At 61.5% G+C, this 22,146-nt stretch carries 22 protein-coding genes; 11 read left to right on the top strand and 11 right to left on the bottom strand.

Annotated features, from left to right (window positions below; all coding sequences use genetic code 11):
- Positions 1 to 18: 18 nt before the first annotated feature.
- Positions 19 to 276: a WhiB family transcriptional regulator gene (locus tag ASU23_RS17720; RefSeq protein WP_003943196.1), complete on the top strand. Its 258-nt coding sequence runs from the start codon at positions 19 to 21 to the stop codon at positions 274 to 276.
- A gap of 4 nt (positions 277 to 280) precedes the next feature.
- Here the strand turns inward: ASU23_RS17720 and ASU23_RS17715 are convergent, their stop codons facing one another.
- The 7 genes from ASU23_RS17715 to ASU23_RS17685 all read right to left on the bottom strand — a co-directional run bounded on the left by ASU23_RS17715 (position 281) and on the right by ASU23_RS17685 (position 6,547).
- Positions 281 to 1,702 (bottom strand): DUF2252 domain-containing protein, encoded by a 1,422-nt coding sequence (locus ASU23_RS17715; protein ID WP_058038370.1) that lies wholly within the window; start codon positions 1,700 to 1,702, stop codon positions 281 to 283.
- A gap of 80 nt (positions 1,703 to 1,782) precedes the next feature.
- Positions 1,783 to 2,106: a DUF6292 family protein gene (locus ASU23_RS17710; RefSeq protein ID WP_019745820.1), complete on the bottom strand. Its 324-nt coding sequence runs from the start codon at positions 2,104 to 2,106 to the stop codon at positions 1,783 to 1,785.
- A gap of 69 nt (positions 2,107 to 2,175) precedes the next feature.
- A complete protein-coding gene (locus tag ASU23_RS17705; RefSeq protein WP_235867758.1) occupies positions 2,176 to 3,456 on the bottom strand; it encodes an NAD(P)/FAD-dependent oxidoreductase in 1,281 nt (426 codons plus the stop codon).
- Between the two features lie 45 nt (positions 3,457 to 3,501).
- Entirely contained in the window at positions 3,502 to 3,984 is a 483-nt protein-coding gene (locus tag ASU23_RS17700) for an acyl-CoA thioesterase (RefSeq protein ID WP_030536130.1), read from the bottom strand.
- 125 nt (positions 3,985 to 4,109) lie between these two features.
- Positions 4,110 to 4,913 (bottom strand): class I SAM-dependent methyltransferase, encoded by an 804-nt coding sequence (locus ASU23_RS17695; protein ID WP_058038368.1) that lies wholly within the window; start codon positions 4,911 to 4,913, stop codon positions 4,110 to 4,112.
- Positions 4,910 to 5,566, bottom strand: coding sequence for a FadR/GntR family transcriptional regulator (locus tag ASU23_RS17690; RefSeq protein WP_030536128.1), 657 nt, complete (start codon positions 5,564 to 5,566; stop codon positions 4,910 to 4,912). Before ASU23_RS17690 ends, ASU23_RS17695 begins: the two co-directional genes overlap by 4 nt.
- Before the next feature lie 78 nt (positions 5,567 to 5,644).
- The gene (locus ASU23_RS17685; RefSeq protein WP_007730473.1) at positions 5,645 to 6,547 is read right to left on the bottom strand and encodes an Lrp/AsnC family transcriptional regulator; all 903 of its coding nucleotides are present in this window, start codon (positions 6,545 to 6,547) and stop codon (positions 5,645 to 5,647) included.
- Positions 6,548 to 6,771: 224 nt separating this feature from the next.
- Between ASU23_RS17685 and ASU23_RS17680 the strand changes: the two genes are divergently transcribed.
- Both ASU23_RS17680 and ASU23_RS17675 read left to right on the top strand, forming a co-directional pair.
- The gene (locus ASU23_RS17680) at positions 6,772 to 8,487 is read left to right on the top strand and encodes an amidohydrolase (protein WP_030536127.1); all 1,716 of its coding nucleotides are present in this window, start codon (positions 6,772 to 6,774) and stop codon (positions 8,485 to 8,487) included.
- Positions 8,487 to 9,821, top strand: a complete 1,335-nt coding sequence (locus ASU23_RS17675) for an MFS transporter (RefSeq protein WP_058038367.1) — start codon at positions 8,487 to 8,489, stop codon at positions 9,819 to 9,821. Before ASU23_RS17680 ends, ASU23_RS17675 begins: the two co-directional genes overlap by 1 nt.
- A gap of 137 nt (positions 9,822 to 9,958) precedes the next feature.
- Here ASU23_RS17675 and ASU23_RS17670 read toward each other — a convergent pair whose 3' ends face one another.
- From ASU23_RS17670 to ASU23_RS17660, 3 genes are all read right to left on the bottom strand, one after another.
- A complete protein-coding gene (locus tag ASU23_RS17670) occupies positions 9,959 to 10,324 on the bottom strand; it encodes a hypothetical protein (protein WP_007730475.1) in 366 nt (121 codons plus the stop codon).
- A gap of 336 nt (positions 10,325 to 10,660) precedes the next feature.
- Complete coding sequence (locus ASU23_RS17665) at positions 10,661 to 11,527, bottom strand: S9 family peptidase (protein ID WP_225320177.1); 867 nt, start codon at positions 11,525 to 11,527, stop codon at positions 10,661 to 10,663.
- A 90-nt stretch (positions 11,528 to 11,617) separates the two neighbouring features.
- On the bottom strand, positions 11,618 to 12,664 hold the full coding sequence (locus tag ASU23_RS17660; protein ID WP_058038366.1) for a LacI family DNA-binding transcriptional regulator: 1,047 nt from the start codon (positions 12,662 to 12,664) through the stop codon (positions 11,618 to 11,620).
- Positions 12,665 to 12,912: 248 nt separating this feature from the next.
- Between ASU23_RS17660 and ASU23_RS17655 the strand changes: the two genes are divergently transcribed.
- From ASU23_RS17655 to ASU23_RS35110, 5 genes are all read left to right on the top strand, one after another.
- Positions 12,913 to 14,367 carry an APC family permease gene (locus ASU23_RS17655; protein ID WP_058038365.1) on the top strand — a complete coding sequence of 485 codons (1,455 nt, stop codon included), beginning with the start codon at positions 12,913 to 12,915 and terminating at the stop codon, positions 14,365 to 14,367.
- Positions 14,364 to 15,968, top strand: coding sequence for a N,N-dimethylformamidase beta subunit family domain-containing protein (locus ASU23_RS17650; protein ID WP_042921484.1), 1,605 nt, complete (start codon positions 14,364 to 14,366; stop codon positions 15,966 to 15,968). The genes ASU23_RS17655 and ASU23_RS17650 overlap by 4 nt, the downstream gene beginning before the upstream one ends.
- Before the next feature lies 1 nt (position 15,969).
- Complete coding sequence (locus ASU23_RS17645; protein ID WP_058038364.1) at positions 15,970 to 16,332, top strand: cupin domain-containing protein; 363 nt, start codon at positions 15,970 to 15,972, stop codon at positions 16,330 to 16,332.
- Positions 16,329 to 17,774 (top strand): aminobutyraldehyde dehydrogenase, encoded by a 1,446-nt coding sequence (locus tag ASU23_RS17640; protein ID WP_058038363.1) that lies wholly within the window; start codon positions 16,329 to 16,331, stop codon positions 17,772 to 17,774. Before ASU23_RS17645 ends, ASU23_RS17640 begins: the two co-directional genes overlap by 4 nt.
- 227 nt (positions 17,775 to 18,001) lie before the next feature.
- Positions 18,002 to 18,136: a hypothetical protein gene (locus tag ASU23_RS35110; RefSeq protein ID WP_003942853.1), complete on the top strand. Its 135-nt coding sequence runs from the start codon at positions 18,002 to 18,004 to the stop codon at positions 18,134 to 18,136.
- A 14-nt stretch (positions 18,137 to 18,150) separates the two neighbouring features.
- Here the strand turns inward: ASU23_RS35110 and ASU23_RS17635 are convergent, their stop codons facing one another.
- Positions 18,151 to 18,804 (bottom strand): nucleoside/nucleotide kinase family protein, encoded by a 654-nt coding sequence (locus ASU23_RS17635; RefSeq protein WP_058038362.1) that lies wholly within the window; start codon positions 18,802 to 18,804, stop codon positions 18,151 to 18,153.
- Positions 18,805 to 18,928: 124 nt separating this feature from the next.
- On the opposite strand from ASU23_RS17635, the gene ASU23_RS17630 reads away from it, so the two are divergent.
- From ASU23_RS17630 to ASU23_RS17620, 3 genes are read left to right on the top strand one after another with little or no spacing between them, the layout of a single operon-like run.
- The gene (locus ASU23_RS17630; protein WP_007730510.1) at positions 18,929 to 19,522 is read left to right on the top strand and encodes a TetR/AcrR family transcriptional regulator; all 594 of its coding nucleotides are present in this window, start codon (positions 18,929 to 18,931) and stop codon (positions 19,520 to 19,522) included.
- A 45-nt stretch (positions 19,523 to 19,567) separates the two neighbouring features.
- Positions 19,568 to 20,446, top strand: a complete 879-nt coding sequence (locus tag ASU23_RS17625) for a crotonase/enoyl-CoA hydratase family protein (RefSeq protein WP_223304467.1) — start codon at positions 19,568 to 19,570, stop codon at positions 20,444 to 20,446.
- A 14-nt stretch (positions 20,447 to 20,460) separates the two neighbouring features.
- Positions 20,461 to 22,104, top strand: a complete 1,644-nt coding sequence (locus ASU23_RS17620) for an AMP-binding protein (protein WP_058038361.1) — start codon at positions 20,461 to 20,463, stop codon at positions 22,102 to 22,104.
- The last annotated feature ends 42 nt before the right edge of the window (positions 22,105 to 22,146 follow it).

Below are 22,146 nucleotides of genomic sequence, written 5' to 3'. Positions count from 1 at the left end.
AGTCGAAGGGAGCCAGTGATGTGCGCTGACGAAATCTCCAATTTGGCTGAGCTTTTGCCGATCTCGGACGACCGGACGTGGTGGCAGGCGGAATGCCGAGGAGACCCCGAGCCGGACCGGTGGTTTCCCTTTCCGTCCGAGGGATACGACTACGCGACCGACGTGTGCAACAGGTGCCCGATTGCGGAATCGTGTCGCGAATTCGCCTCTGCCACTGGCCAGACCGGAATCTGGGGAGGAGTGAAGTTCGAGCAGGGCAGGATCGTCGCGGCGTGAGGGATCAGATTCCCGGCTCCGCGGCGATCGTACCGGCCGATACCGCCCGGCACAGAGCGTCGTGGTCACGTTCGGTTTGATCGGCGTAGAGCCGAGCAAACCGGGTGAGGGCGGTATCGACCGCGTCCGAGGTTCCCAGGTAACCGGAAATCAGTGACGCGCCACTGGTTCGTGCGTGTCCCTTGGCCAGTAGGCGACCGCAGATCGCGACATAGTCGGTCAAGGCCGCTGCATCGATATTGTTCAGGTCCACAGAACCTTTCATGTTCCGGAACTGGCGGACGTAGTACTGGCGGTCGTCCACGGTGCACCACCCGAGCAGTGGATCGCTGACTGTCTGGAGAGCCTGCTGGTATTCCGCGACGCGTCGTCCTTGATGGTCGTGCCAGGCCGAGTCACCGTGCACGAAGGGTGCAACGACGGATCGGCGAGCCTGCTTGAGCTGCAAGAAGATGACGTCGTCCGGGATGCTCCCTTCGCACAGGGCCACATAGGCGCGCAGAGCGACACTCCCGACTCCGACAACCCGGTGCGCGACGTCGATGACGTTGTATCCCGAGACGACTCGGCGCCAGTGTGGTGCAAGGGTTTCGAGATACTCGTCCAGACCCTCCAGGAGGAAGTCGGTGTCCTGCGGCGTGAGTCGTGTTGTGAGCGGCGGGTTCTCGACCAACTGGCGCCGTCCGTGATCCTCGACGGTGAACCGCGGCACCGCATGGTCGCTCGTACGCCGCCGGGCGCGCTCCGCGGCGCGCCTGATCTCGGCCAGCAACCCAGGATCGGTGACGTGGTCGGTGAGTCCGTCGAGATCGACCCGGTCGAAGGAGCGATCGAACAGCGGACGCTCGGAGAGCTTCGCCAAGTGGAGGCGATACGCGGACACACACGAGGTTGTTGCTGTTTCGCATTGAGCTTCGGTGAGACCGTTCTGCCGACCGGCCACCCAGATGCTCGCAGCCAGCCTTCGTAGATCCCATTCCCAGGGGCCGGGATGTGCTTCGTCGAAATCGTTGAGGTCTATGACAAGTTCGCGTTCCGGAGATCCGTAGAACCCGAAGTTTCCGACGTGCGCATCTCCACAGATGACGGGAGTGATGCCGGTGGACGGCAGCTGCGCCATGTCCTCTGCCATCAATCCGGCGGTACCGCGCAGGAATCCGTATGGCGAAGCGACCATTCGCCCCACACGGATCGGAACCAACCAGTCGAGTCTTCCCTCGTGTGCCGTGTTGACCTGATCGACCGGGTCACGTCGATCGGATGGGGGCATCCAGTCGCCGAGCGACGATCGCGCCACTCGCTTGCGCAGGCCTTTCCCGATCTTGCGACGCTCACTGCGGGGCGTCTGACGCGCCCGCAAAGTCGCCCTGCCGTCCGGTTCGTTCTCGAGAGCCAGCTGACCGGCAGGCCTGTTCAGCGGGTCCATGTCGGGCTCTCTTTCGTCGGGCGTGCGAAACTCGCGCTCGATCTTATGCCCGCCGGATTGTGCGCCGCGCGACGAGTTCCTTAACTACCCGCCTGGGCAATCAACTCGACAGCGCGGTCGGCGCACAGTTCAGGATCCGGCATTCTCCCGATACCGAGGCATTCGACAACGGCGAACGACGTATCCGGTGTCGTTTCCACGCCGAGCGCCCACCCGAAGTAGTGATTCCAGGCGAGTACGGCTCGGTGGCCACTGTGCTGCGGAATCTCGCTGCCCAGAACGAGTACTGCGTCGAACGCGGGGCCGTCGCACCAGATGACCGATTCGGCGAAGGTGGAGCTGGCGACGGCGACTACGTACCTGTGACAAGTCGATTCACTCGGAATGGCGATGTGTGCACGCATGGTCGCTCCTCCGACTCGGTTGCGATCGGAGGGTTCCCCGTTGCCGGCGCCGAAAAAACGCTTGTCAGATTACGTCCCGGCCACAGATCTACGACGCAGACGGTGCCTGAGATGTTTTTGTGCTGCCCGCGCGACCGAGCGAGTCGAGAGATACTGTTCGGCCGGTATCAACCGGGAACCGAACAAGTAGAACCTTCGGGCTTCGTCGTGGTCGTGGGTGGCCGCGGAGATGAGCAGACGTTCGATCGCGGTGAACTTTCGCCCACCGGCGTAACCGCTCATGTAGTCGATGTGATTCGTCATACTTGCTCTGGCGCTACGGTATTCGGTCAATGCAGCGGTCACGTTCCGATGTGAGTCGAGTGTGTCTGCCGGCGTCTCCGTCAGCATGTGCGCGGTCGCATCGACCAGCATCTGAGCGGTCTCGAGTGCCCACGAGCATCCGATACCCCACAACGGGTCGTTGGTTGCCGCAGCGTCGCCGATGAGTGCGAACCCGTTACCTACGGGTTCGGTGAGGGTTGTGGAGAAGTGTTTGGTACCAACGATCTTCCCGACGATGTGCTCTCGCCGAACAAGCGGAGCGCCGGGTAATGCGTTGGCGTACTCGAGGAAAGCAGTAGACAGGTCGTCAGCGAACGAGCCGAGCTTGTCGAGGGCAGGGAAGACGACCAGCACGCTGATTCCGCCGTCGTTGGGGAGCAGATAGGCGACGTCGGGATCCATGAACCACGACAATGACGTTTCTCCGCCGGGTCGTTCGAGTCCGGAGAGTTGGGCGAAATAGCTGAAACGCCCGTTGGATGCAGTCACGGAGTCGCAACGAGCGGATCGTGCGACGGTCGAATCCTTGCCGTCTGCTCCGACGGTCAATCGTGCTCCGACAGTGAAGGCCGAACCCTGTTCGGTGCCGTAGACGCCTGCAGTAGTGCCGTTCTCGGTCAGCAGTCCGGAAACGCGATGCCCGAGAAGAAGGTCGACGTTCGGGTAGTCGTTCGCGAGTTGGCGCAGTAGGGGGTCGAGAGTTTCCCTTCGGACGTTGAACCCAGGTGGCGGTGAGTTCTCTGCGGCATCAGGGGTGATCATTCCCCACGGGGTCCAGAATGTCGGAACGGTTTCCACCATTCCCAGGGCGAGCAGTTTTTCCGTGGCGCCGAGTCGTTGCAAGATCGGGGCACCGCACGGTTGCAGGTGGTGAGTGCACAGGACTTTGTGCGCCCGGATGTCGGAGCGAGCGTCGAGAAGCGCTATCCGCAGACCTTGCTGGGCGTACATGATTGCGGCCGCGCATCCCGCGATGCTCGCGCCGACAATCACAACGTCATACTTTTCCCGTGCCTTCGAAGTCACTCGATCAGCTTAATGCATAAGATTATAACTTAAATATGACTGGATTCAGTCATCGTGTTCGGGCGTTAAGTCCCGAACTGCGGCCCGGATGGACTGTTCACGAAGCTCGTTCTCTCTGCGCAGTTCACGACGCCGACGCCCGGCCTCGAAACGCTGCCTGGCGATTGTTCCGGTCGGCCGGAGTTGGGGTACCTCAGCCGGTTTCCCGTCGCTTCCCATCGCCACCATCGTGAAATAGCAACTATTGGTGTGTCGAGATTTTCCGAGAAGAATGTCTTCGGTTTCGACTCGAATTCCGATTTCCATCGAGGTGCGCCCGGTGTAATTGACGGAAGCGCTGAACGTGACGAGTTCGCCGACATGCACCGGTTCGCGGAACACCACACGATCCACCGACAGAGTCACGACGTAGGTCTGGGCATATCGACTCGCGCACGCATAGGCAACCTGGTCGAGAAACTTCAGAATCGTTCCGCCGTGCACGTTGCCCGAGAAGTTTGACATGTCCGGCGTCATGAGGACGGACATGGACAAGGTTTGTTTCGATGCTTGCTGCGATGCTTGCTTCAATTCAGGTAGGGAGTTCGATTCAGACATCAAGCGGGCCTCTTCGGTTCGGTGGACGGTGAAGAGACCGTATCCGGCAAAGAGGGTTACCCGCGCGTTCGGAAGAGCGCGGTGTCAGAGTTCGGGACAGTGCCCGTGTGGAGGACGTATTCGCTGGTGGCGACGGGGCCGGCCGCGCTCGACCTGAGATAGGGTGCGAGCGTCGAGCGGAGGTGCGCTGACATCGAAGCCCAATTCCCTGCGCCTCGAACCGCCTCGCGAAAGTTCTTCAACGCCGGCGCCTGGTCGCACAGTTCCTCGGCGGGATCCGAACCGGCTGGTAGTTGCCACTCGAGCAGGTGCGAGGCCGAGCTCACCGACTCCAATCCAGCTGCTGCCTTCTCGAATTCGCTCGGGCTCGACCATGTCGTCGGTAGTGGTGTGATGCCATTCCACGCAGAGGCGGCCTCCCTTCGGAGTGCTGCTGCCCACCCGTTCTCCGACCATGTTGCGACACAAATGCTTCCACCCGGGCGGGTCACCCGCATCATCTCTGCGAGGGCGATCGCAGGGTTGGGACAGAAGATGATCCCGAAGATGCTGACACAGGCGTCGGCGCTCGAATCCGACCACGGCAGAGACTGTGCATCGCCGATCGTGAAAGTGGGTTCGGTAGTTCCGGGGCGAGGAATCCAGCGTTCGCGCGCGACCTCCAGCTGGCTGGCGGAGAGGTCGAGTGCGTGGACCGCGATCCCGGACTGGGCCGCCGGGAGCGTAAAGTTCCCCGTTCCGGCGCAGACGTCGTACGCCGTGCTCACGTGCCCGATCGAGCGCAGTACCTCTGTCGATGCAGGTGAGAGTTGTTCGGCAAGAGGGGAATATGCCGCACCGTTCCAGTTTCCCCGATTCACGACAAGCTCCTTTCGACTGCGTCGATGACCGTATCGAGCGCTGCGCCTGCCGCACGCGCTGCTTCGCCGGGGTTGCGTTCCTCGATGGCAGCGATCAAGGGTCGGTGCTCGTCGACGTGGAAACCTGGACCGACACTGACGGCGGACAGCGAATCCGTCACGGCGGCAAGGACTCCCCGGTAGACGTCGATCAGTGCGGAATTGTGGGACGCCTCGACGATCGAAAGGTGCAAGGCCATGCCGGCTTCGACAGTGAAGCCGCCGACGTGACCGGGGTGGGCATTCCAGGCTGCATGTATCCGCGCGAGATCTTCGGGGGTGTGGCGCTGCGCTGCAAGTCGCGCGGCTTCGACCTCGAGTCCGCGTCGCAGGCTCAGTACGTCGAGAACGTCACCTATGGCGAGCCTGCGCCCGAGTAGTCCTTCGACCGGCGACGCCGCCATGACGTACACGCCGCCACCGTGACGAACGGACAGAACTCCGGCGTGGGCAAGCGCCCGTACCGCTTCGCGCATGGTGTTTCGGGCGACTCCCAATTCTTCGACCAATGCGGTCTCCGGCGGGAGTTTTGATCCGACGGGCCATCGACCGGTCGAGATCGCCTCCTCGATCGCCGCGGCGACGATGTCTACCTTGCGTCCGGAATCGGCCATGTATGTCACCTCGGATAAGTGGGTCAATGACTTGATCGAGGTTAGCGTGCCCGACCAAGTGGGTCAATGACTCGGAAATTACCCGCGTACGTCCAGGCTGCGGGCGTAGTGCTCCTTGAATACCTCGAGATGTGCCCAAGATTCCAAGCCGCTGACACCGTCGATCCCGCGGATTCGTTCGGACAGCGCATGCAGGTCGCTCGAGGAGTTGGCGGCAACCGTCGCGATCACGTCGTATCGTCCGAGGGTCCGGGCGAGGAATTCGATTCCGGGCAGCGACTCGATCTCCGATACCGCGTTGTCGTCCCGTGAGCCCAGATTGACGCCGATGCCCATTGCCAGCGTTCGGCCACCACCTCGCCGCTTGACGACAGCGCCGACGCGCAGTGCCGTGCTCGCGATCAGATGATTGACCCGGTTGCGCACGGCGCTCGGCGACAGTCCGGTGTGTTCGGCCAGCTCGAGAAAGGGCATTCGCCCGTTGCGCTCGAGCAGTTCGATCAACGCGACATCTGTCGAGTCGAGTCGGATATCGGCTTGTAAAGCGGTCTCGGGCATGAAGATTCCCTTGATGACGTCGACGTAGACCAGCGTGCTCACGGATCGAACGCCACGTTGTGAGCGGAGTTCGGCGATGGCACGGTACAGATCGTCGTGACTGGGCACCCGAAGTTCCGCAATCACGTTGTACTGCCCGCTAACTGCCGAGATGTAGACGGCGGCCTCGGATGCGATCAACGCGTCCAGCACCGGGGTCATCGGTCCGGACACTGCGATCGAGACGTGTGCAAGCGCCTTCAGCCCGAGAAGTTCGGGGTGCGCGACGGCCACTACGGACACCGTTCCCGAGTCGAGTAGCGCCTGCACTCTGGTGGACACCGCCGCTCGTGGGGCGTCGACCGCCACGGACAGTTCGCGGTACGTCGCTCGCCCGTTGCGCTGAAGTGCGGCAATGAGCTTGGAATCGAGATCGACCGTCATGGTTGCCCCAACTTTTCCAGAGATTTTTCTGTATGAGCTTCCTATTAGAACAGTCGCATGTGGCCATGGATGATGTGGATAAGTGCAGAAATGCTCGAAAACTCATACAAAAAAGTTGTATACCGCCTGGTCTGAAACTTTGATGCATTGCATAGCTCCAGGTCAGGGCGTAGTTTTCGCTCAACACGCAGTGACCTGCACCACCATCTCGACGAAGGACCACCATGCGCAAGTTGCACACGCACGAAGCCTCGCCTCTCGACGCCACCGGCACGATCTTCACCGGCGCCAAGATCCACACCGTTGACGACAGCACGGTGGGAGCCGAAGCGTTCCTGGTGTTCGGAAACCGCTTTGCAGCGGTGGGAACGCTCGAGGAATGCCGCACGGAGGCGCGTCGGCTGAGCACTCGCACAACCGCGGTGGTCGAACTCGACGGCGCCACCGTCGTCCCCGGCTTCGTCGATCCACATGCACACCCGTTGATGTACGGGCAGATGCTCAGCTGGGTGGACTGTGGGCCGGAGAAGGCACATTCCATCCCCGGAATCATTGCGCTACTTCAGGAAGCGGCGCTCACAGCACCTGCGGGCGTCCCGATTCGCGGATACGGCTACGAGCACCGCAACCTGATCGAAGGGCGTCACCCGCTCAAGGAAGAGCTCGATCAGGTGGCCACCGATCGCGAGGTCTACCTCATGAACGCGAGCGGTCACGGCGGCGTCGTCAACTCCTTCACTTTCGACAAGCACGGTATCGACGCGAGCACCGAGAATCCGGCCGGTGGCGAGTTCTTCCGAGATGAAGACGGCGAACTCACCGGTGAGCTCTCCGACGCCGCGTGCAACATTCTCACCGGCGTCAACGGAGTGAAGGTCGGCCATCACGGCCCCAACTTCCATCTCGAGGACGAGCCGGAAGAGCACCTTCGCCAGCTGTCGGTCGCTCAGGACAAGTTCCTGGCCGGTGGCGTCACCACCATCGGTGACTGCCAGGTGACCCGGCGTGAATTCGACATGTACCTGCGTCTGGCCGAGCAGGATCAGCTCAAGACCCGCGTCAGCATGTACATGCTCAGCCACCTCCTCGATCACGTCATCGACACGGGAATGCACGGCGCCTTCGGCAATTCGCGGCTCGCGTTCGGCGGCATCAAGTTCTACGCCGACGGCACACTCGGAGGCTGGACCGCATACTTCCCCGACGGCTACGTGGGCGACCCGTGCCGCACCGGGCAGCTCTACCACGAGCCGGCGGACTACTCGGAGCTGATTGCCAAGGCACATTCGGTGGGTCTGCAGACCGCCACGCACGCTCAGTCACCGACCGCCATCGACATGGTGCTCGATGCCATCGAAGCTGCGCAGAAGGCTCACCCCGACGCCGACGCTCGTCACCGCATCGAGCATTGCGGACTCCCGACGGCCGAGCAGATCGCAAGGATGAACCTGGCCGGTGTCTACCCGGTGAACCAGCCACAGCACTACTACAACTGGGGCGAGGGCGTCACCGCTGCGATCGGCACTCCGGGCGAGCGGTTCAACCCGCTCGGCGAGTTCATCGCTGCCGAAGTTCCCGTGACCATCAGCTCCGACGCCCCCGTCGCAGAGCCGAAGCCGCTCGAAGCAATTCAGGCAGCCGTTACTCGTGTGACGCGTCAGGGTCATCAGCTCGGCTCCGATGCACTCCGCATCACCGCCGACCAGGCATTGCAGGCTCATACCCTCAACGGTGCGCGTGCGCTGGGCCGCGAAGCAGAGCTGGGCAGCATCTCGGTCGGCAAGCGGGCCGACTTCGTCATTCTGGGCGCGGATCCCCTCGAGGTTCCGGCCGACGCGATTGCGCAGATCGAGGTCCGAGAGACCTGGATCGACGGCGAACTCGCACATTCAGGTCATAACCACCTATTGTCGAGCACTTCGACCACCGAGGAAAAGTAATGAACCGAGAGCAACAGATCGTGAAGGCCCGCAAGGCGGGATTTGCAGCCTTCGTCGGTACAACTATCGAGTGGTACGACTTCTACGTGTATGCCACGGCAGCAGCCCTGGTGTTCGGTGACATCTTCTTCCCACCTGGAACCGACCGCCTGACCGGCGTTGCGGCGGCGTTCGCGACATACGCCGTCGGTTTCTTCGCTCGCCCGCTCGGCGGAATCGTGTTCGGCCATGTCGGTGACAAGATGGGCCGACGCACCGCATTGGTGGTGACTTTGACGCTGATGGGTGCAGGCACGTTCCTCATCGGCATGTTGCCCACTTACGCGTCCATCGGGTTCTGGGCGCCGTTACTGCTGGTACTGCTCCGCTTCGTCCAGGGCTTTGCCGTCGGCGGCGAATGGGGCGGCGCGGTCCTGATGGCCGTCGAGCATGCACCCGAGGACAAGAAGACCTTCTACGGCGGTTTCGCTCAGCTGGGCAACCCGGCCGGCGCGCTCCTGGCCACAGGTTTCTTCAGCATTCTCTCCACCTTCGGCGACGACGCTCTGCGCGAGTGGGCTTGGCGACTGCCGTTCCTCTGCTCGGCGCTGCTGATTCTCGTCGGCTTGGTCGTTCGCCTGAAGGTCGAAGAGTCCCCGGTTTTCGAATCCGAGGTGAAGTCCGCGGACGTACCGGAAACGCTCCCGCTCAAGTACGCGCTGGTGACCAACTGGCGCCCGATCATTCTGGGCATCGGCATTCTGCCCGTCGCAGTCGGCGGCTACTACCTCGTGACGACCTTCATCACGGCATACGCAACCGACCCCGACGTCGGATTGTCGGAGACGTTGATTCTCAACGCGCTCAGTGTCGCTGCAGTGGTCGAGTTGATCGCGACTCTCGGCGTGGCGTGGCTCGGCGACAAGGTGGGACGCGTCCGCGTGGTCATCTGGGGCCTTGCGGCAGTCGCGATTCTCGCAGCGCCGCAGTTCCTGGTGCTGAAGTCCGGATCCGTGTTCCTGATCTTCCTGACCTTCGCTGTCATGCGACTGGTGCTGGCGGCCACGTACGGCCCGATCGCCGCCGTCCTGTCACAGATGTTCAAGCCGCAGGCCCGCTACACGAGCATTTCGTTGGCGTACCAGGGTGCGGGCGCGATCTTCGGTGGGTTGTCTCCGCTGGTGTCGACGCTGATGTACAAGGCAACCGGCAGCATCTGGCCGGTCATCGCACTGCTGATCGGCATGTGCATCCTGAGCATCGTGTGCCTGCTCTTCGCTCCGCAGCACGTGGACGAGGCGACCGATACCGACAGTGCTCAGCAGGGCCTGAACAAGGAATCGGCTTCCGCCTGATTGCCGAGAGTCGGCTTCCGCCTGACTGCCGAGAGTCGGCTTCCGCCTGACAACTGAAAACACGACAGCTGGGGCAGTACACGATTTCCGTGTACTGCCCCAGCCGTCGTTTCAAGTCAGTTGTCGCTCAGCGCCGGTTACGCGCCGACGAGATGGCGATGAAAATGATCGCTGCGTCGGTGGGCCTGGCTGAGATTTCTGATCTCACGCAGCCAGAAGTGAGACGCCAGCGTGTTACTGCTTCCGTAACCAGTGCCGGACGTGTCTTCGTCGATCAGGGCGACAAGCGCTTTGATCAGGCTGGTGACCTTGAGGTTGTTGGTCTGAGAATGTCGGAGCAACAGCTCGGCGGCTTCGTCGGTGCTGCAACGGTAGAGGGTGCAGACGATTTCGATACCGCGCTCGCGGATCCGGCCCGAAGTAGTCGGGATCCGTAGACCGTTCGTCGAGTTGCTGTTCGTCTGGTTGTTCGTGTCGTCGGGGTGAATCATGGTGTTGATCAAGGTATTCCTTTGAACCGCAGGGTCTTTGGGCCCGTGCGGTGTGTAGCGCATGTTGATACTGGTGCAGTCGGTACGCGATTGGCGGCGGACTCCGTCGGAGCCTTCGGCCTGGTCAACAATCTGCGGGACTGATGAAAGTGCGTAGTGATCAAAGGCGCGGATTTGCACCGAACTGGAAGTCTGCCCCTGGAACGAATACTGGAACTGTTGTTCCGGGCGAAGCGACCGGCTGCCTGACTGACGGCTGCCCTCTGATAACCCCACCGTACGTCATCGATTGAGTTTCAGCTAATTCTATTTCGAGCGGCTGAGAGCACTGTGGCCCGTATTACCTGCTCAAGAGGCATTTATGTGGCCGATTATTGCTTGCTTGGTGGTAGCCCAGGCGTCGGTCGTCGGGTTGCCGAACTCGCCGTGGCCGACGCCGGGAAGTTCGATCAGATCGACCACGTCGCCAGCTGCTCGGGCGGCACGGGCATAGCGCCGACTCTGTTCGACCGACACGACCTTGTCTCCGAGTCCGTGGATCACCGTGACGGGGAGGCCGGTGGGGAGGTGCTCGATCGGTGATGCGATGCGGTAGCGATCGGGATGATCGGTAGGCATGCCGCCCAGAAGATTTCGAACAAATCGATCTTTGCCCGCGGTTGCGGCGAGCGTCATGTCGAAGACGCCGGCCATGATCGTCGTCGAGCGAACCGGCACCGAGAGGTTTGGTTCCGGGGCGTCTGCACCCTGTTGGGATCGCGATGCGACCCAGGCGGCAAGTTGTCCACCCGCGGAGTAGCCGGCGATGTGTATACGGCTCAAATCCAGTCGCCCGGAAGCCTTTTCCTGAACGATGCCGGCCAGGGCGTTGGTGGCCGTAACGGTATCGGAGAGCGTGGTCGGCCAACCACCCTGACCGCCGACGCGTCTGTATTCGATGTTCCAGACCGCAATTCCGTACGGGGTCAGGGTTTTTGCCCACGCGCCCGCGTATTCGAGATTGCTCTTCTGGGCCCATCCACCGCCGTGAATGAGTACGACGACCGGCAGGTCACCGTCCGATCCTTCTGGAAGATACAGATCGCCGAAAGTGTCTGCGGCCGCGGCGTAGGCGATGCGGACCGGAGCGACGTCGCGGTCGAGGCCGGTCGCACTGCTGACAGATGCGAGGAGGGCGAGTGCACAGACCAGCACTACGGCGAGATACCCGGCCAAGCGGTCGCGGGAGCGGTGCGCGATGACCTGATTCCTCTCGGCAGGCGACGGACGATAATTCGGAAATCAGTCTATCGCTGCCAGGTGAATTTATGGTGTGAGCGAATGGGCCGTGCTCGCTCGCACGCGGAGTTCGCTAGGCGTATAGCTCTGAACTGCGGGTTCGTCACCGTTGACCAGGGCCAACAGTGCATGCACGGCCGCTGCCGCCTGTTCTTGGGGGAAGAAGTCGAATGCGGTGATCGGGGGCTGGGAAACCAGCAGGGCGGGTTCGTCACTGTCCTGTGCAATCAAGACGTCACCGGGAATCGACAGCCCGAGATCGAGGGCCGCTCGCGCCGCTGCCGGGGCGCAACCGAGAATCAACGACAGGATCGCGTCCGGCGGAGTCGAGGAGTCGAGGGCCTCGCGGGTGGCCGCATACGCGGCGCCGATGAGGCCTTCGACGGTGCTGGCGCCCGGAAACGACGTCAATTCCTCGCTGGTGCGTGGTGCCACGCCTCGGGCGCGGCACCACTCGAAGTAAGCGAAAGTCGTTGCGCGGGTCCACTCCGAATGCATTCCGGGAGTGAGGACGAAAATGTCCCTTGCCCCACGTTCGGCGAGGTGGTTCAGAAGAGTCTCCGTGGTGGAGACGAGGTCCGGTGAGGTGGAGTATCCGAACTGCCCGGAGTGTCCAGGACCCACTGCGACAGAGGGGATTCCGATCTTCTGCAGAACCTCGACGCGCGGGTCGTCGACCATCGGGTCGACGACCAGTACGCCGTCCATCTCGATGCGCCGCAGTCCGTTCGGATCTTTCATCGACGGTAGTAGGAGGAGTGAGTGATCGGCGTGGAATGCAGCCTGGGTCGCGGCGGTCGCCACGCGCCCGTACCAGTCGAAATTGAGGTACTCGGCCGATGACAGTTGGTCGGGAGCGGGGAGCATCAACCCGAGGGTGGCAGTCCGGCCTGACCTGAGATTCTGGGCCGACCGATTGGCACGGTATCCAAGGCGGTCGGCAACCTCTTGAACCCGAGCGCGAGTGGCCGCGTCGACCCGGCCCTTGCCGTTGAGTGCATAGGAGACCGTGGACACCGCGACGCCGGCGGCGTTGGCGACATCACGAAGCGTCGGCGAAACAGGGGTAGCCACTGCGGATCGTTTCTACTCGTTGGTCGGTTTGTCTCCAGCCTATCGATCAATCGTTTCGGCATGTTGCGTGCACCGGTGAGGGGCACCTCAAAACAAAACGTCGAATCGTTTCAGCGCAGGTATTGACACTGATGAAACGATTCGGCACTCTCTTAGGAACACCGGGCGAACGTCGAGAGAAATTCGGGCGAACCTCGGGAAACCTGACCAGGCAGGCGCATACTTGCCTTAACTCGCGGAGCCTCCCCATGACCGAAAAAACCGACCCTCCCGGTGCAGGAACGCATTCTGAATCCGGTTCTCCCACGTCATCCTCGGGCCTGCGCGCCGGAACTATCAACAGCCGTCATCTGGTCTTCTTCGTCATCGCCGCAGCGGCGCCACTGACGATCCTGGTGGGATTCGCGCCACTGGGCCTGATGGTTTCCGGCGCTGCGCTTCCGGTGGGGTACGTCGTTCCCGGGATCGTCTATCTACTGTTCGCCGTCGGCTTCACGGCGATGAGCAGGCATATCCGCGGCGCGGGCGCGTTCTACGCCTACATCACCGAAGGGCTCGGAAAAACAGTCGGCGCAGGCGCCTCTGTGCTGGCTTACATCGGCTATCTCGGTGGCCAGATCGGATTCGTCGTCGCTTGCGGCATCTTTCTCTCGTCGACGATCGAGTTGTTCTTGGGAGTAACCGTTTCCGTCTACACCTGCGCATTGGCGGTCGCAGTTCTGGTCGTGGTGGTGGGATATCGCAGGGTCGATATCGGCGCGAAGGTGCTGGCCGTTTTGATGGCGCTCGAGCTCGGCGTCCTCGCAGTCTTCTGTGTGGCGGTTCTGTTGAAAGGCGGCCACGAAGGACTGTCGCTCGACAGTTTTTCGCCGTCGACCTTCATGACAGCCGGACTGGCGAGCGTCTTCGTGTTGACCTTCACCTCCTTCGTCGGTTTCGAGCAAACGGCGATCTACAGCGAGGAAGTTGTCGATTCCAAACGCACAGTGTCGCGTGCGACCTACACAGCAGTCACTGTTCTGGCCGTGGTCTACGCATTCTGTGCTTGGGTGATCGTGCAGGCCGTCGGCCCGAGTCGGATGGGCGACCTACTCGGCGGTGACCCGTCCGAGCTGATCTTCGATCTCAACAATGAATTTGCCGGCTCCATGATGACCGACGTGATGCATCTGTTGATCGTCACGAGCTTCTTCGCGGGTTGCCTTGCCCTCCACAATGCTTGCAGTCGCTATCTGCTCACCATGGGGCGCGCGAGAGTCTTTCCTGCCGCGCTTGCACGGGTTTCGCTGACCACTGGAACGCCGAGCGTCGCCGGAATCACACAAGGCGCACTGGTATTCGCGGCAATCGCCGGCTTTGCGCTGACGCCCGCAGACCCGTACACCCAAGTAGTCGTGTGGACGAATACACCAACGATCATCGGTGTGCTGGTGTTGCAGGTCCTCACTTCCGTCGCCGTGCTCAGGTTCTTCTCGCAGGATTCTCGCGGTGAAGGTCTGTGGCAAAGGTTGATTGCACCCTCGCTCGCTGCAGTGGCGTTGATCGTCGCGCTCGGATACCTCTTGATGAACATGAGTGACCTGACCGGGTTGACCACCGCGCAAAACTTCTTGTTGGCAGTGCCATTGCTGTTGGCTTTCGCATTCGGCGTGGTCCGCGGGATGCGCGTACGTGAACACTCGGTCGAGGAGTTGTCGGCATGAGCGAATACGCATGGTCGGTCCCCGGAGGGTTGGTCGAACGTCCCGGAATTGTTCCGGGCGCTCCAGAGATATGGGTCTATGCGGACAGGTTCTCGTACTTCGGTGGTGACACCGTCTCGATCCGAGTGCATACCACCGCAGAAGAATACGACCTCGAAATTGTTCGAGACGGCGCCCGGCCGCAACAGGTCGCGCAATACGTCGGTCTGCCGGGCAAGCAGCAGCAGACGCCTGCCGACGCGTACGCAGTGGGCTGCGACTGGGCGGAATCCCTTGCCGTCGAGATAGATCCGAAATGGACGTCCGGCATGTACTTGGTTCTGGTCCGGATGCTCCACGAAGGGGTGACTATTGAGCGGGAGGGCTTCTTCGTCGTCAAGGCGCGCGAACCCGAGCATGCCGACTTCGTACTCATTCACACCACCAGCACGATGTTGGCCTACAACGATTGGGGTGGGGCAAACCACTACCGAGGTGTTCCGGACGGCTCCGGCGATGTGCCGACACCGATTTCCTCGACGCAGCGTCCCGTCGCGCGGGGGATGTTGCGCAAACCCGAGGGTGCAGCACGCAACATCCACACCGACACACCGGGAATCGGATGGATTCCCCGTCACCCGCCGTACGAATGGGCGTGGGTGAACGGCTACTCGCGTCACCATGCGGACGCCTTCTGGGCCACTTACGAGAGGCCGTTCACGGTCTGGGCGGAAGAGCAGGGGTTCCGCGTCCACCACGTGACACAACACGATCTGCATAACGATCCGTCGGCGCTGCAGGGATATTCATGCGCAGTTGTTGTCGGTCACGACGAGTACTGGTCCTGGGAGATGCGTGACCGCATAGATGATTTCGTCGAAGAGGGTGGTGGTCTGGCGCGATTCGGCGGGAACTTCCTGTGGCAGGTACGCCTCGAAAACGACGCACAAGTCTGTTACAAGAATCCGTTCGACGATCCGATGCGAGAAGTCGACCCGACCCGGGTGACGACGGCGTGGGATTCGCCCGAGGTTGCCCGACCGGGAGCGTGGACGATGGGATTGACCGGCATGGCCGGTGTCTACAATCGTTACGGTGCAACAACTCCCAGGTCTTCGGGCGGTTTCACGGTATACCGGCCGGATCATTGGGCGTTGAACGGAACCGACCTGTACTACGGAGACAACTTCGGGATCGCCCCGATCTGTGTTGCCGGATTCGAGATGGACGGCGTGGATTTCACGTTCCGGAAGGGCCAGCCGTATGCGACCGGCGTCGACGGCGCTCCCGAGGATCTGGAGATCATCGCGATGGCGCCGGCAGTTTCGGGTTCGCGGGACAAATGGAACGGGAAAGTTCCGATCGGTGCGCCTTTCGCCGAAGTGCAGGGAATCATCGAATGCTTCTATGGCAGTGAGCCTCCAGATCACCTTCGTGATCTCGAATACGGATCGGGAATGGTCGCCTGTCACAAGCGAGGTCTCGGCTCCGTGTTCAACGCAGGTTCCACCGAATGGGTGAACGGGCTGATCCATCACGATCCGTTCACCGAACGAATAACTGCAAACGTATTGAATCTGTTTGCTGCACGAATTTCCAGCTCCAACACGAAGGAAAAATGACATGAGTGTCAACGACATTCGAACGTTCGGGCCAGGGCAGGGGACGCGGTTCATCCCGGAGTGGGGTGACGACGCGAGCCCGAACTGGTCGGAATCCGAATGGAGGTCATTTGGAGATCCGAACGGGGAATACTTCGGCGGTGGTTGGGAAGGCGAGCCCGGCACGCTCTTGTGCGACCCGTATCCGTACGACGAGGTCTGCATCATGATCAGCGGCCGGGTGGCACTGATCGACCTCGATGGAAACCGTCGCGAATTCTCTTCTGGGGAAGCATTTTTCGTGCCGCAGTCGTTTCGCGGTATCTGGGAGACGGTTGAGCCGTCGAAGAAGTTCTTCGTCGCGCTCCCCGGATCGCGCTCATGACGGTGGAAACTTCGATGACTGTCGCAGCGTTTGGTCACGTGATCGACGGAACGTGCGAGAGCCCGGCAGGTAGACTTTCCGTGCTGGTCGATCCGGTGACCGACAATCCATATGCCCGTGCTGCCGTCGGTTCCGCCGATGACGTCGATCGAGCCTGCCGTTCGTCCGAGAAGGCTGCGCGGTCCTGGCGCCGGTCCACCCCTGCGCGCCGTCAGGAGTTGCTGCTGGCCCTCGCGGACGCGCTGGAAGCAAACGCGAAATATTTCCTCGAGGTCGAATGCCGCAGTACCGGCAAGCCTCTCAGGCAGGTGCGAGACGACGAGATCCCGCAGTGTGTTGACTTTCTGCGGTACTTCGCGGGTATTGCCCGCTCTCTGCCGGGCGTTGCCGCAATGGAGTACACGGAGGGTGCTACGTCTTATGTCAGACGTGAACCCATTGGCGTGATCGGTGCGATCGCTCCTTGGAACTACCCGTTGATGATGGCGGTCTGGAAGATCGCGCCGGCACTCGCGACGGGAAACACCCTCGTGCTCAAGCCGGCCGAGGAGACGCCGGAAACCGCGGTGATGCTGGGAGTGCTTGCAGCGCAGATCTATCCGCCCGGGGTGTTGAACGTAGTGTGCGGCGATCGCGATACCGGAGCCGCGCTCGTCGCTCATCCGGTTCCTCGGATGATTGCGCTGACGGGATCGACGAGAGCGGGTATTTCGGTCGCAAAGGCCGCATCGGAAGACGTCAAGCTGTTGCATCTCGAACTCGGAGGCAAGGCACCCGCCGTTGTTTTCGCCGACGCGGACCTCGACGGCGCAGTCGCGGGGATTGTTGCCGGGGCCTTTTACAACAGCGGTCAAGATTGCACCGCTGCGACGAGGATTCTCGTTCAAGAGGAGGTTGCGGAGGAGTTCACCGAGAAGTTGACGGCTGCGGCCGCGGACTTGAGGTTGGGAGGACCGGAATCGGGCGATTGTCTCGGCCCCCTGGTCAGCCGCGCTCACCGTGATCGAGTGGCGGAGTTGGTAGAGAGACGCTCAGCAAATACGAACGTATGTATTGGCGGGGGAAAGCCAGCTGGACCAGGGTTTTTCTATCTGCCGACTGTTATTTCCGGGGTGCAGCAGGAAGATGAACTGGTCCAGGAAGAGATATTCGGGCCGGTTGTCACCGTACAGTCGTTCTCCACCGAGGCTGAAGCGATCGAACTTGCGAACGGGACCAAGTACGCTCTCGCGTCGAGCGTGTGGACGTCCGACCACGGCACCGCGATGAGGATGACGGCCGAACTGGACTTCGGCTGCGTCTGGGTGGGAGCCCACGGAATGCTCGCCGCTGAGATGCCTCACGGTGGCTTCGCCGGGTCGGGTTACGGCAAGGATCTGTCGGAGCTCGCACTGGCGGAGTACACGAGGGCCAAGCACGTCATGCATGTGACGAGCGTCTGACTCCTCGGCAATATCCAACGACGGCCACCTGCCCGCGCTGCGGGACGGTGGCCGTCGTCGTGCCTCGGTGGACCTGCAAGCTGCTGTTTGAATATGTTGCAGTGCAACATGTTTAGAGAGAATTTTCGTTGATTCGGGTCGCGAATGCCGGTAAAGTGACGTGTGCAACATTGCGCACTTCGGCGCACATTCAACCCCACTTTCAATTCTGACTCCAGGAGACTGCCATGGGTTCATCCGACACCGATCTCAAAGCGCTCGACAGCGTTATCACCGTCGCCGGTGCATTGGCGGCGATATTCGGCGGAATCGCCGGAGTTGCCGGGCTGGCCACTTTTCTCGGAACCGGCGGCGGTTCTTAGGTTTTCAGCTGACATCAGTGAGGCTCGGACCGTTCGATTCTGACGATCAGATCCGCGCGTGGCCTGACTGCGCTGATCAAGTCGGCGTTCGGCTGATCTACCCGTTTCACCCACTCTGCAGCCGCTTCGGAACTCTTTCCGAAGCGGCTGTGGCGTTTCACCAAGCGCTTCGTCCGAGTTTCCTCCGGAACGTCGAGATACCAGACCTCGTCGAGTGCTGCTCGCACTTCCTGCCATCCACCATTGGGTAGGAGGAGATAGTTCCCCTCGGTGACTATCAGCGGTGTACATGGATCGACAGCCGTTGTGCTGCCTATTGATTCGTCGAACTCGCGATCGAAGACCGGAGCATAGACCGTCGAGTTCGAGGCTCGGAGTCGGCGTAGTAGAGCCGCGTAGCCGTCGACGTCGAAGGTGTCCGGTGCGCCTTTGCGTTCATGCCTGCCGAGTCGGTCGAGTTCCCGATTGGCAAGATGAAAACCGTCCATCTCGACGATGGAGCAACGAGAACCTAATTTCCGCACAATTGCCTGTGACACCGTCGACTTTCCGGCTCCCGGTGCGCCCGTGATGCCGAGGATTCTCCGACCGTCGTCGGTGATCAGGGAAGCAGCGCGTGAAGCAAGTTGGTCGAGCGTCAGCGAGACGGTCGGCGGTGAGGTCGTCACGTGTTGCTCCGATCAGTCCGAAGGGCCGGTGCATCGAGAGTACGCCGGAGGCTTTCGGCCATTGACAGTCTGAATGGACTGTGAAACTGTGATCCATGCCACTCGAGAAGTTGGAGGTGAGACCGTGACCCTGCGCGATGCGCAGCGCGAAGCGACGCGCCACCGGATTCTCGATGCGGCAACGGATTTACTGATAGCGGACGGTTATTCATCTCTGACGGCGCAGTCGGTGCAAACCGCTGCCGGAGTCAGTCGGGGCGCTCTGCTGCACCACTTTCCGAACATGCAGGAGCTCACTGCGGCGTTGGTGTCGAACATCGTCGTACGGAACGAGGTGGCGGTAAGAGCTGCCATGTCTCGGCAGGATTCGTCGGTTGACACGATCGAGAACTCGATCTCCGCTCTGTATTCGGCGTTGACTCAGCCGCCATTTCAAGCGGAACTCGAACTGTGGTCCGCAGCGCGGACGGATCCGGTGTTGGCCGAGGTGCTCCGGGAATCGGAGCGAATCGCCGGACGGGATCTGCGGCGAGTTGTCCACGACGCTTTCGGTCCCGAAATTGTTGCTTCCGAGAACTATTCGCAGATTGCAGATCTGACGGTGCTGATGCTCCGTGGTTTGGCGCTGTCCCGGGCAGTGCAGAAGAGCGACGCGTCTGCGCGTCGTTCGATCAGTCAATGGGCAGGCGTCGTTCGCCTGCTCCTCACCCAGAACTAGCGCAACTCGTTCCGAGCGAGGCGCGCTCTGTCGACAGGACCGATGATGACGGATTTTGCGACCCTGAAGTACGAGACGTCCGGTGGTAAAGCGTATATCACGCTCAACCGTCCCGATCGGCTCAACGCGATCGACGACCGGATGCCGTCGGACATTCGAAACGCGGTGGCAGCAGCCAATGACGACGACGAGGTCCGTGTGATCGTCTTGCAAGGTGCGGGCAAGGCGTTTTGTGCCGGGTACGACCTCAAGAAGTTTGCCGAAGGCGACCTTGACGGAAAGTGGAACCAGGGCCCGGTCTGGGACCCCATCAAGGACTTTCGCGGGATGAAGCAGAACACCGACGACTTCTTCACGCTCTGGCGATCGCTCAAGCCGACGATCTGCAAGGTTCAGGGATATGCGATTGCCGGTGGGAGTGACATCGCGCTGTCCTGCGACATGCTGATCATGGCCGACGACGCTCGCATCGGATACCCGCCTGCGCGTGTGTGGGGTTGCCCGACGACGGCGATGTGGGTGTACCGGCTCGGAGCCCAGCGTGCCAAGCGAATGCTGTTGACGGGAGACACCATTGACGGTGTCACTGCGGCTGACTGGGGATTGGCGCTCGAAGCGGTGCCGGCCGACGAATTGGACTCGGCGGTGGAAGCGTTGGCGGATCGCATCGCCGGTGTTCCGCTCAATCAGTTGGCCATGCAGAAGATGATGATCAACCAGGCGTACGACAACATGGGGCTGCAGGGCACCCAGGTGCTGGCAACCCTGTTCGACGGAATTACGCGTCACTCGCCGGAAGGGCGCTGGTTCAAGGATTTTGCCGAGCGCGACGGATTCCATGCCGCGGTTCAGTACCGCGATTCCGGACGCAAGATTCCAGACGGAGGCGGGCCGCTCCCCGCGTCCGACACCCCTCCTCGATAGAAAGTGGATGTGAGATGAGCAGTGTTCTCGAAACGTCGTACTTCCCCGCTGACGTGTCTGACCCGATAGAGGAGCAAACGGTGGGTGGGCTGCTGCGAGAGTGCGCCGCGGACTCGCCGAATCTGATTGCAATCAGAGAAGTGGTTCCGACGCAATCGCATTCGCTTTCCAGGGCGGCTGAAACCGATCGCACGTGGACCTTCGCGCAACTGCTGGACGAAGCGGAGGGGTGTGCGCACTACCTCTTGTCCCAGTTCGATCGCGGAGACAGGATCACCGTCTGGGCTCCGAACGTTCCGGAATGGATGATTCTGCAATACGGCGCCGCGCTCGCCGGGATGGTTCTGGTGACCGCCAATCCGGCGTTGGGTGCGGAGGAGCTGGCGTACGTCTTGTCGCAGTCCCAGTCTCGGGGGCTCTTCCACACCGGAAAGTTCCGCGGTGGCGATATGGCAGCGGTTGCATCCGAGGCGATTTCGATTTCGGGAGAAGAAGTTCTCGCAGTCAACTTCGAGGAGTGGGATCGCCAGGTTCGAGGTTGGGCGGGCGAACGGGGCGCTCTGCCGGAAGTCTCGCCTGACGACAATGCGCAGATCCAGTACACGTCGGGAACCACCGGAGTTCCCAAAGGTGCTCTGTTGCATCACCGCGGTTTGGTCAACAATGCCGATTTTGTGAGTCGGAGAGGCCGATTCCCTGAGCGGGGTTCGGTTGTGTCGGCCATGCCGCTGTTCCACACCGCCGGGTGCGGCATCCTGGTTCTCGGCGCCGCGCAGCGAAGAATGTCCATCGGCCTGATCCAGTACTTCGATCCGACTGCGGTTCTCGATGCGGCGGAACGCTTTCACGCTGACGTGGTCAGTGGAGTGCCGACGATGCTGATCGCGATGATCAACGACGCCAGCTTCGCGAGTCGCGACTTTTCGGCCTGTTCGGTGGTCGTATCCGGCGGGTCGTCGGTCCCGCCCGAACTCGTCAGCACGGTGGAGTCGGCCTTCGGGGCGGGGTTCAGCATCGTCTACGGACAGACCGAGGCCAGCCCCGTCATCACACAGACCAGCCCGGCCGACACCCCCGAGGACAAGTCGGAGACGGTCGGACTCGCGTTGCCGCAGGTCGAAGTGAAGATCTCCGACGTCGTGACCGGGGACAGCGTGCCGCTCGGCGAACAAGGCGAGATCTGCGCGCGCGGGTACCTCGTCATGACCGAGTACTTCCGTAATCCGGAGGCTTCGGCCGACACCGTGGACAAGGACGGTTGGTTGCATACCGGCGATTTGGGGACGATGGACGAACGTGGATACGTCCGGGTTACCGGCCGCCTCAAGGACATGATCATCCGCGGCGGTGAGAACATCTATCCGCGTGAGGTCGAGTCCGTGATCTTCACACATCCGAAGATTCTCGACGTGGCGGTCGTGGGTGTGCCCGACGAGGTGTGGGGTGAGCGAGTTGTCGCCGTTATCCGCTGGAAGGACGAGTCCGACCAACCGACCGCCGCCGAGCTGGTCGAGTTCTGCACCGAGCGACTGGCGCGCCACAAGGCGCCCAAGGAGTGGTTCAGCGCGGAGGCGTTCCCACTGACAGGGTCGGGCAAGATCCAGAAATATCGAATTGCAAGCCTGGTCGGCGAAGGCGTGTACGGCGTCGTCAACTGATCGGTGCACATAGCACGTCGGAGCGATTCTGTCTGGGTTATC

Source organism: Rhodococcus sp. KB6 (assembly GCF_001445685.1).
In the GTDB taxonomy this organism is placed as follows: domain Bacteria; phylum Actinomycetota; class Actinomycetes; order Mycobacteriales; family Mycobacteriaceae; genus Rhodococcus_F; species Rhodococcus_F qingshengii.
The sequence above is the reverse complement of the archived record's forward strand: the minus strand, read 5'-3'. Positions and strand labels throughout refer to the sequence as shown.

Excerpts from the sequence above, each read along its gene's own strand:
- ASU23_RS17720 (WP_003943196.1), top strand. The coding sequence starts at position 19 with ATGTGCGCTGACGAAATCTCCAATTTGGCTGAGCTTTTGCCGATCTCG.
- ASU23_RS17715 (WP_058038370.1), bottom strand. The coding sequence starts at position 1,702 with ATGGACCCGCTGAACAGGCCTGCCGGTCAGCTGGCTCTCGAGAACGAA.
- ASU23_RS17710 (WP_019745820.1), bottom strand. The coding sequence starts at position 2,106 with ATGCGTGCACACATCGCCATTCCGAGTGAATCGACTTGTCACAGGTAC.
- ASU23_RS17700 (WP_030536130.1), bottom strand. The coding sequence starts at position 3,984 with ATGTCCGTCCTCATGACGCCGGACATGTCAAACTTCTCGGGCAACGTG.
- ASU23_RS17690 (WP_030536128.1), bottom strand. The coding sequence starts at position 5,566 with ATGGCCGATTCCGGACGCAAGGTAGACATCGTCGCCGCGGCGATCGAG.
- ASU23_RS17685 (WP_007730473.1), bottom strand. The coding sequence starts at position 6,547 with ATGACGGTCGATCTCGATTCCAAGCTCATTGCCGCACTTCAGCGCAAC.
- ASU23_RS17680 (WP_030536127.1), top strand. The coding sequence starts at position 6,772 with ATGCGCAAGTTGCACACGCACGAAGCCTCGCCTCTCGACGCCACCGGC.
- ASU23_RS17675 (WP_058038367.1), top strand. The coding sequence starts at position 8,487 with ATGAACCGAGAGCAACAGATCGTGAAGGCCCGCAAGGCGGGATTTGCA.
- ASU23_RS17655 (WP_058038365.1), top strand. The coding sequence starts at position 12,913 with ATGACCGAAAAAACCGACCCTCCCGGTGCAGGAACGCATTCTGAATCC.
- ASU23_RS17650 (WP_042921484.1), top strand. The coding sequence starts at position 14,364 with ATGAGCGAATACGCATGGTCGGTCCCCGGAGGGTTGGTCGAACGTCCC.
- ASU23_RS17645 (WP_058038364.1), top strand. The coding sequence starts at position 15,970 with ATGAGTGTCAACGACATTCGAACGTTCGGGCCAGGGCAGGGGACGCGG.
- ASU23_RS17640 (WP_058038363.1), top strand. The coding sequence starts at position 16,329 with ATGACGGTGGAAACTTCGATGACTGTCGCAGCGTTTGGTCACGTGATC.
- ASU23_RS35110 (WP_003942853.1), top strand. The coding sequence starts at position 18,002 with ATGGGTTCATCCGACACCGATCTCAAAGCGCTCGACAGCGTTATCACC.
- ASU23_RS17625 (WP_223304467.1), top strand. The coding sequence starts at position 19,568 with ATGACGGATTTTGCGACCCTGAAGTACGAGACGTCCGGTGGTAAAGCG.
- ASU23_RS17620 (WP_058038361.1), top strand. The coding sequence starts at position 20,461 with ATGAGCAGTGTTCTCGAAACGTCGTACTTCCCCGCTGACGTGTCTGAC.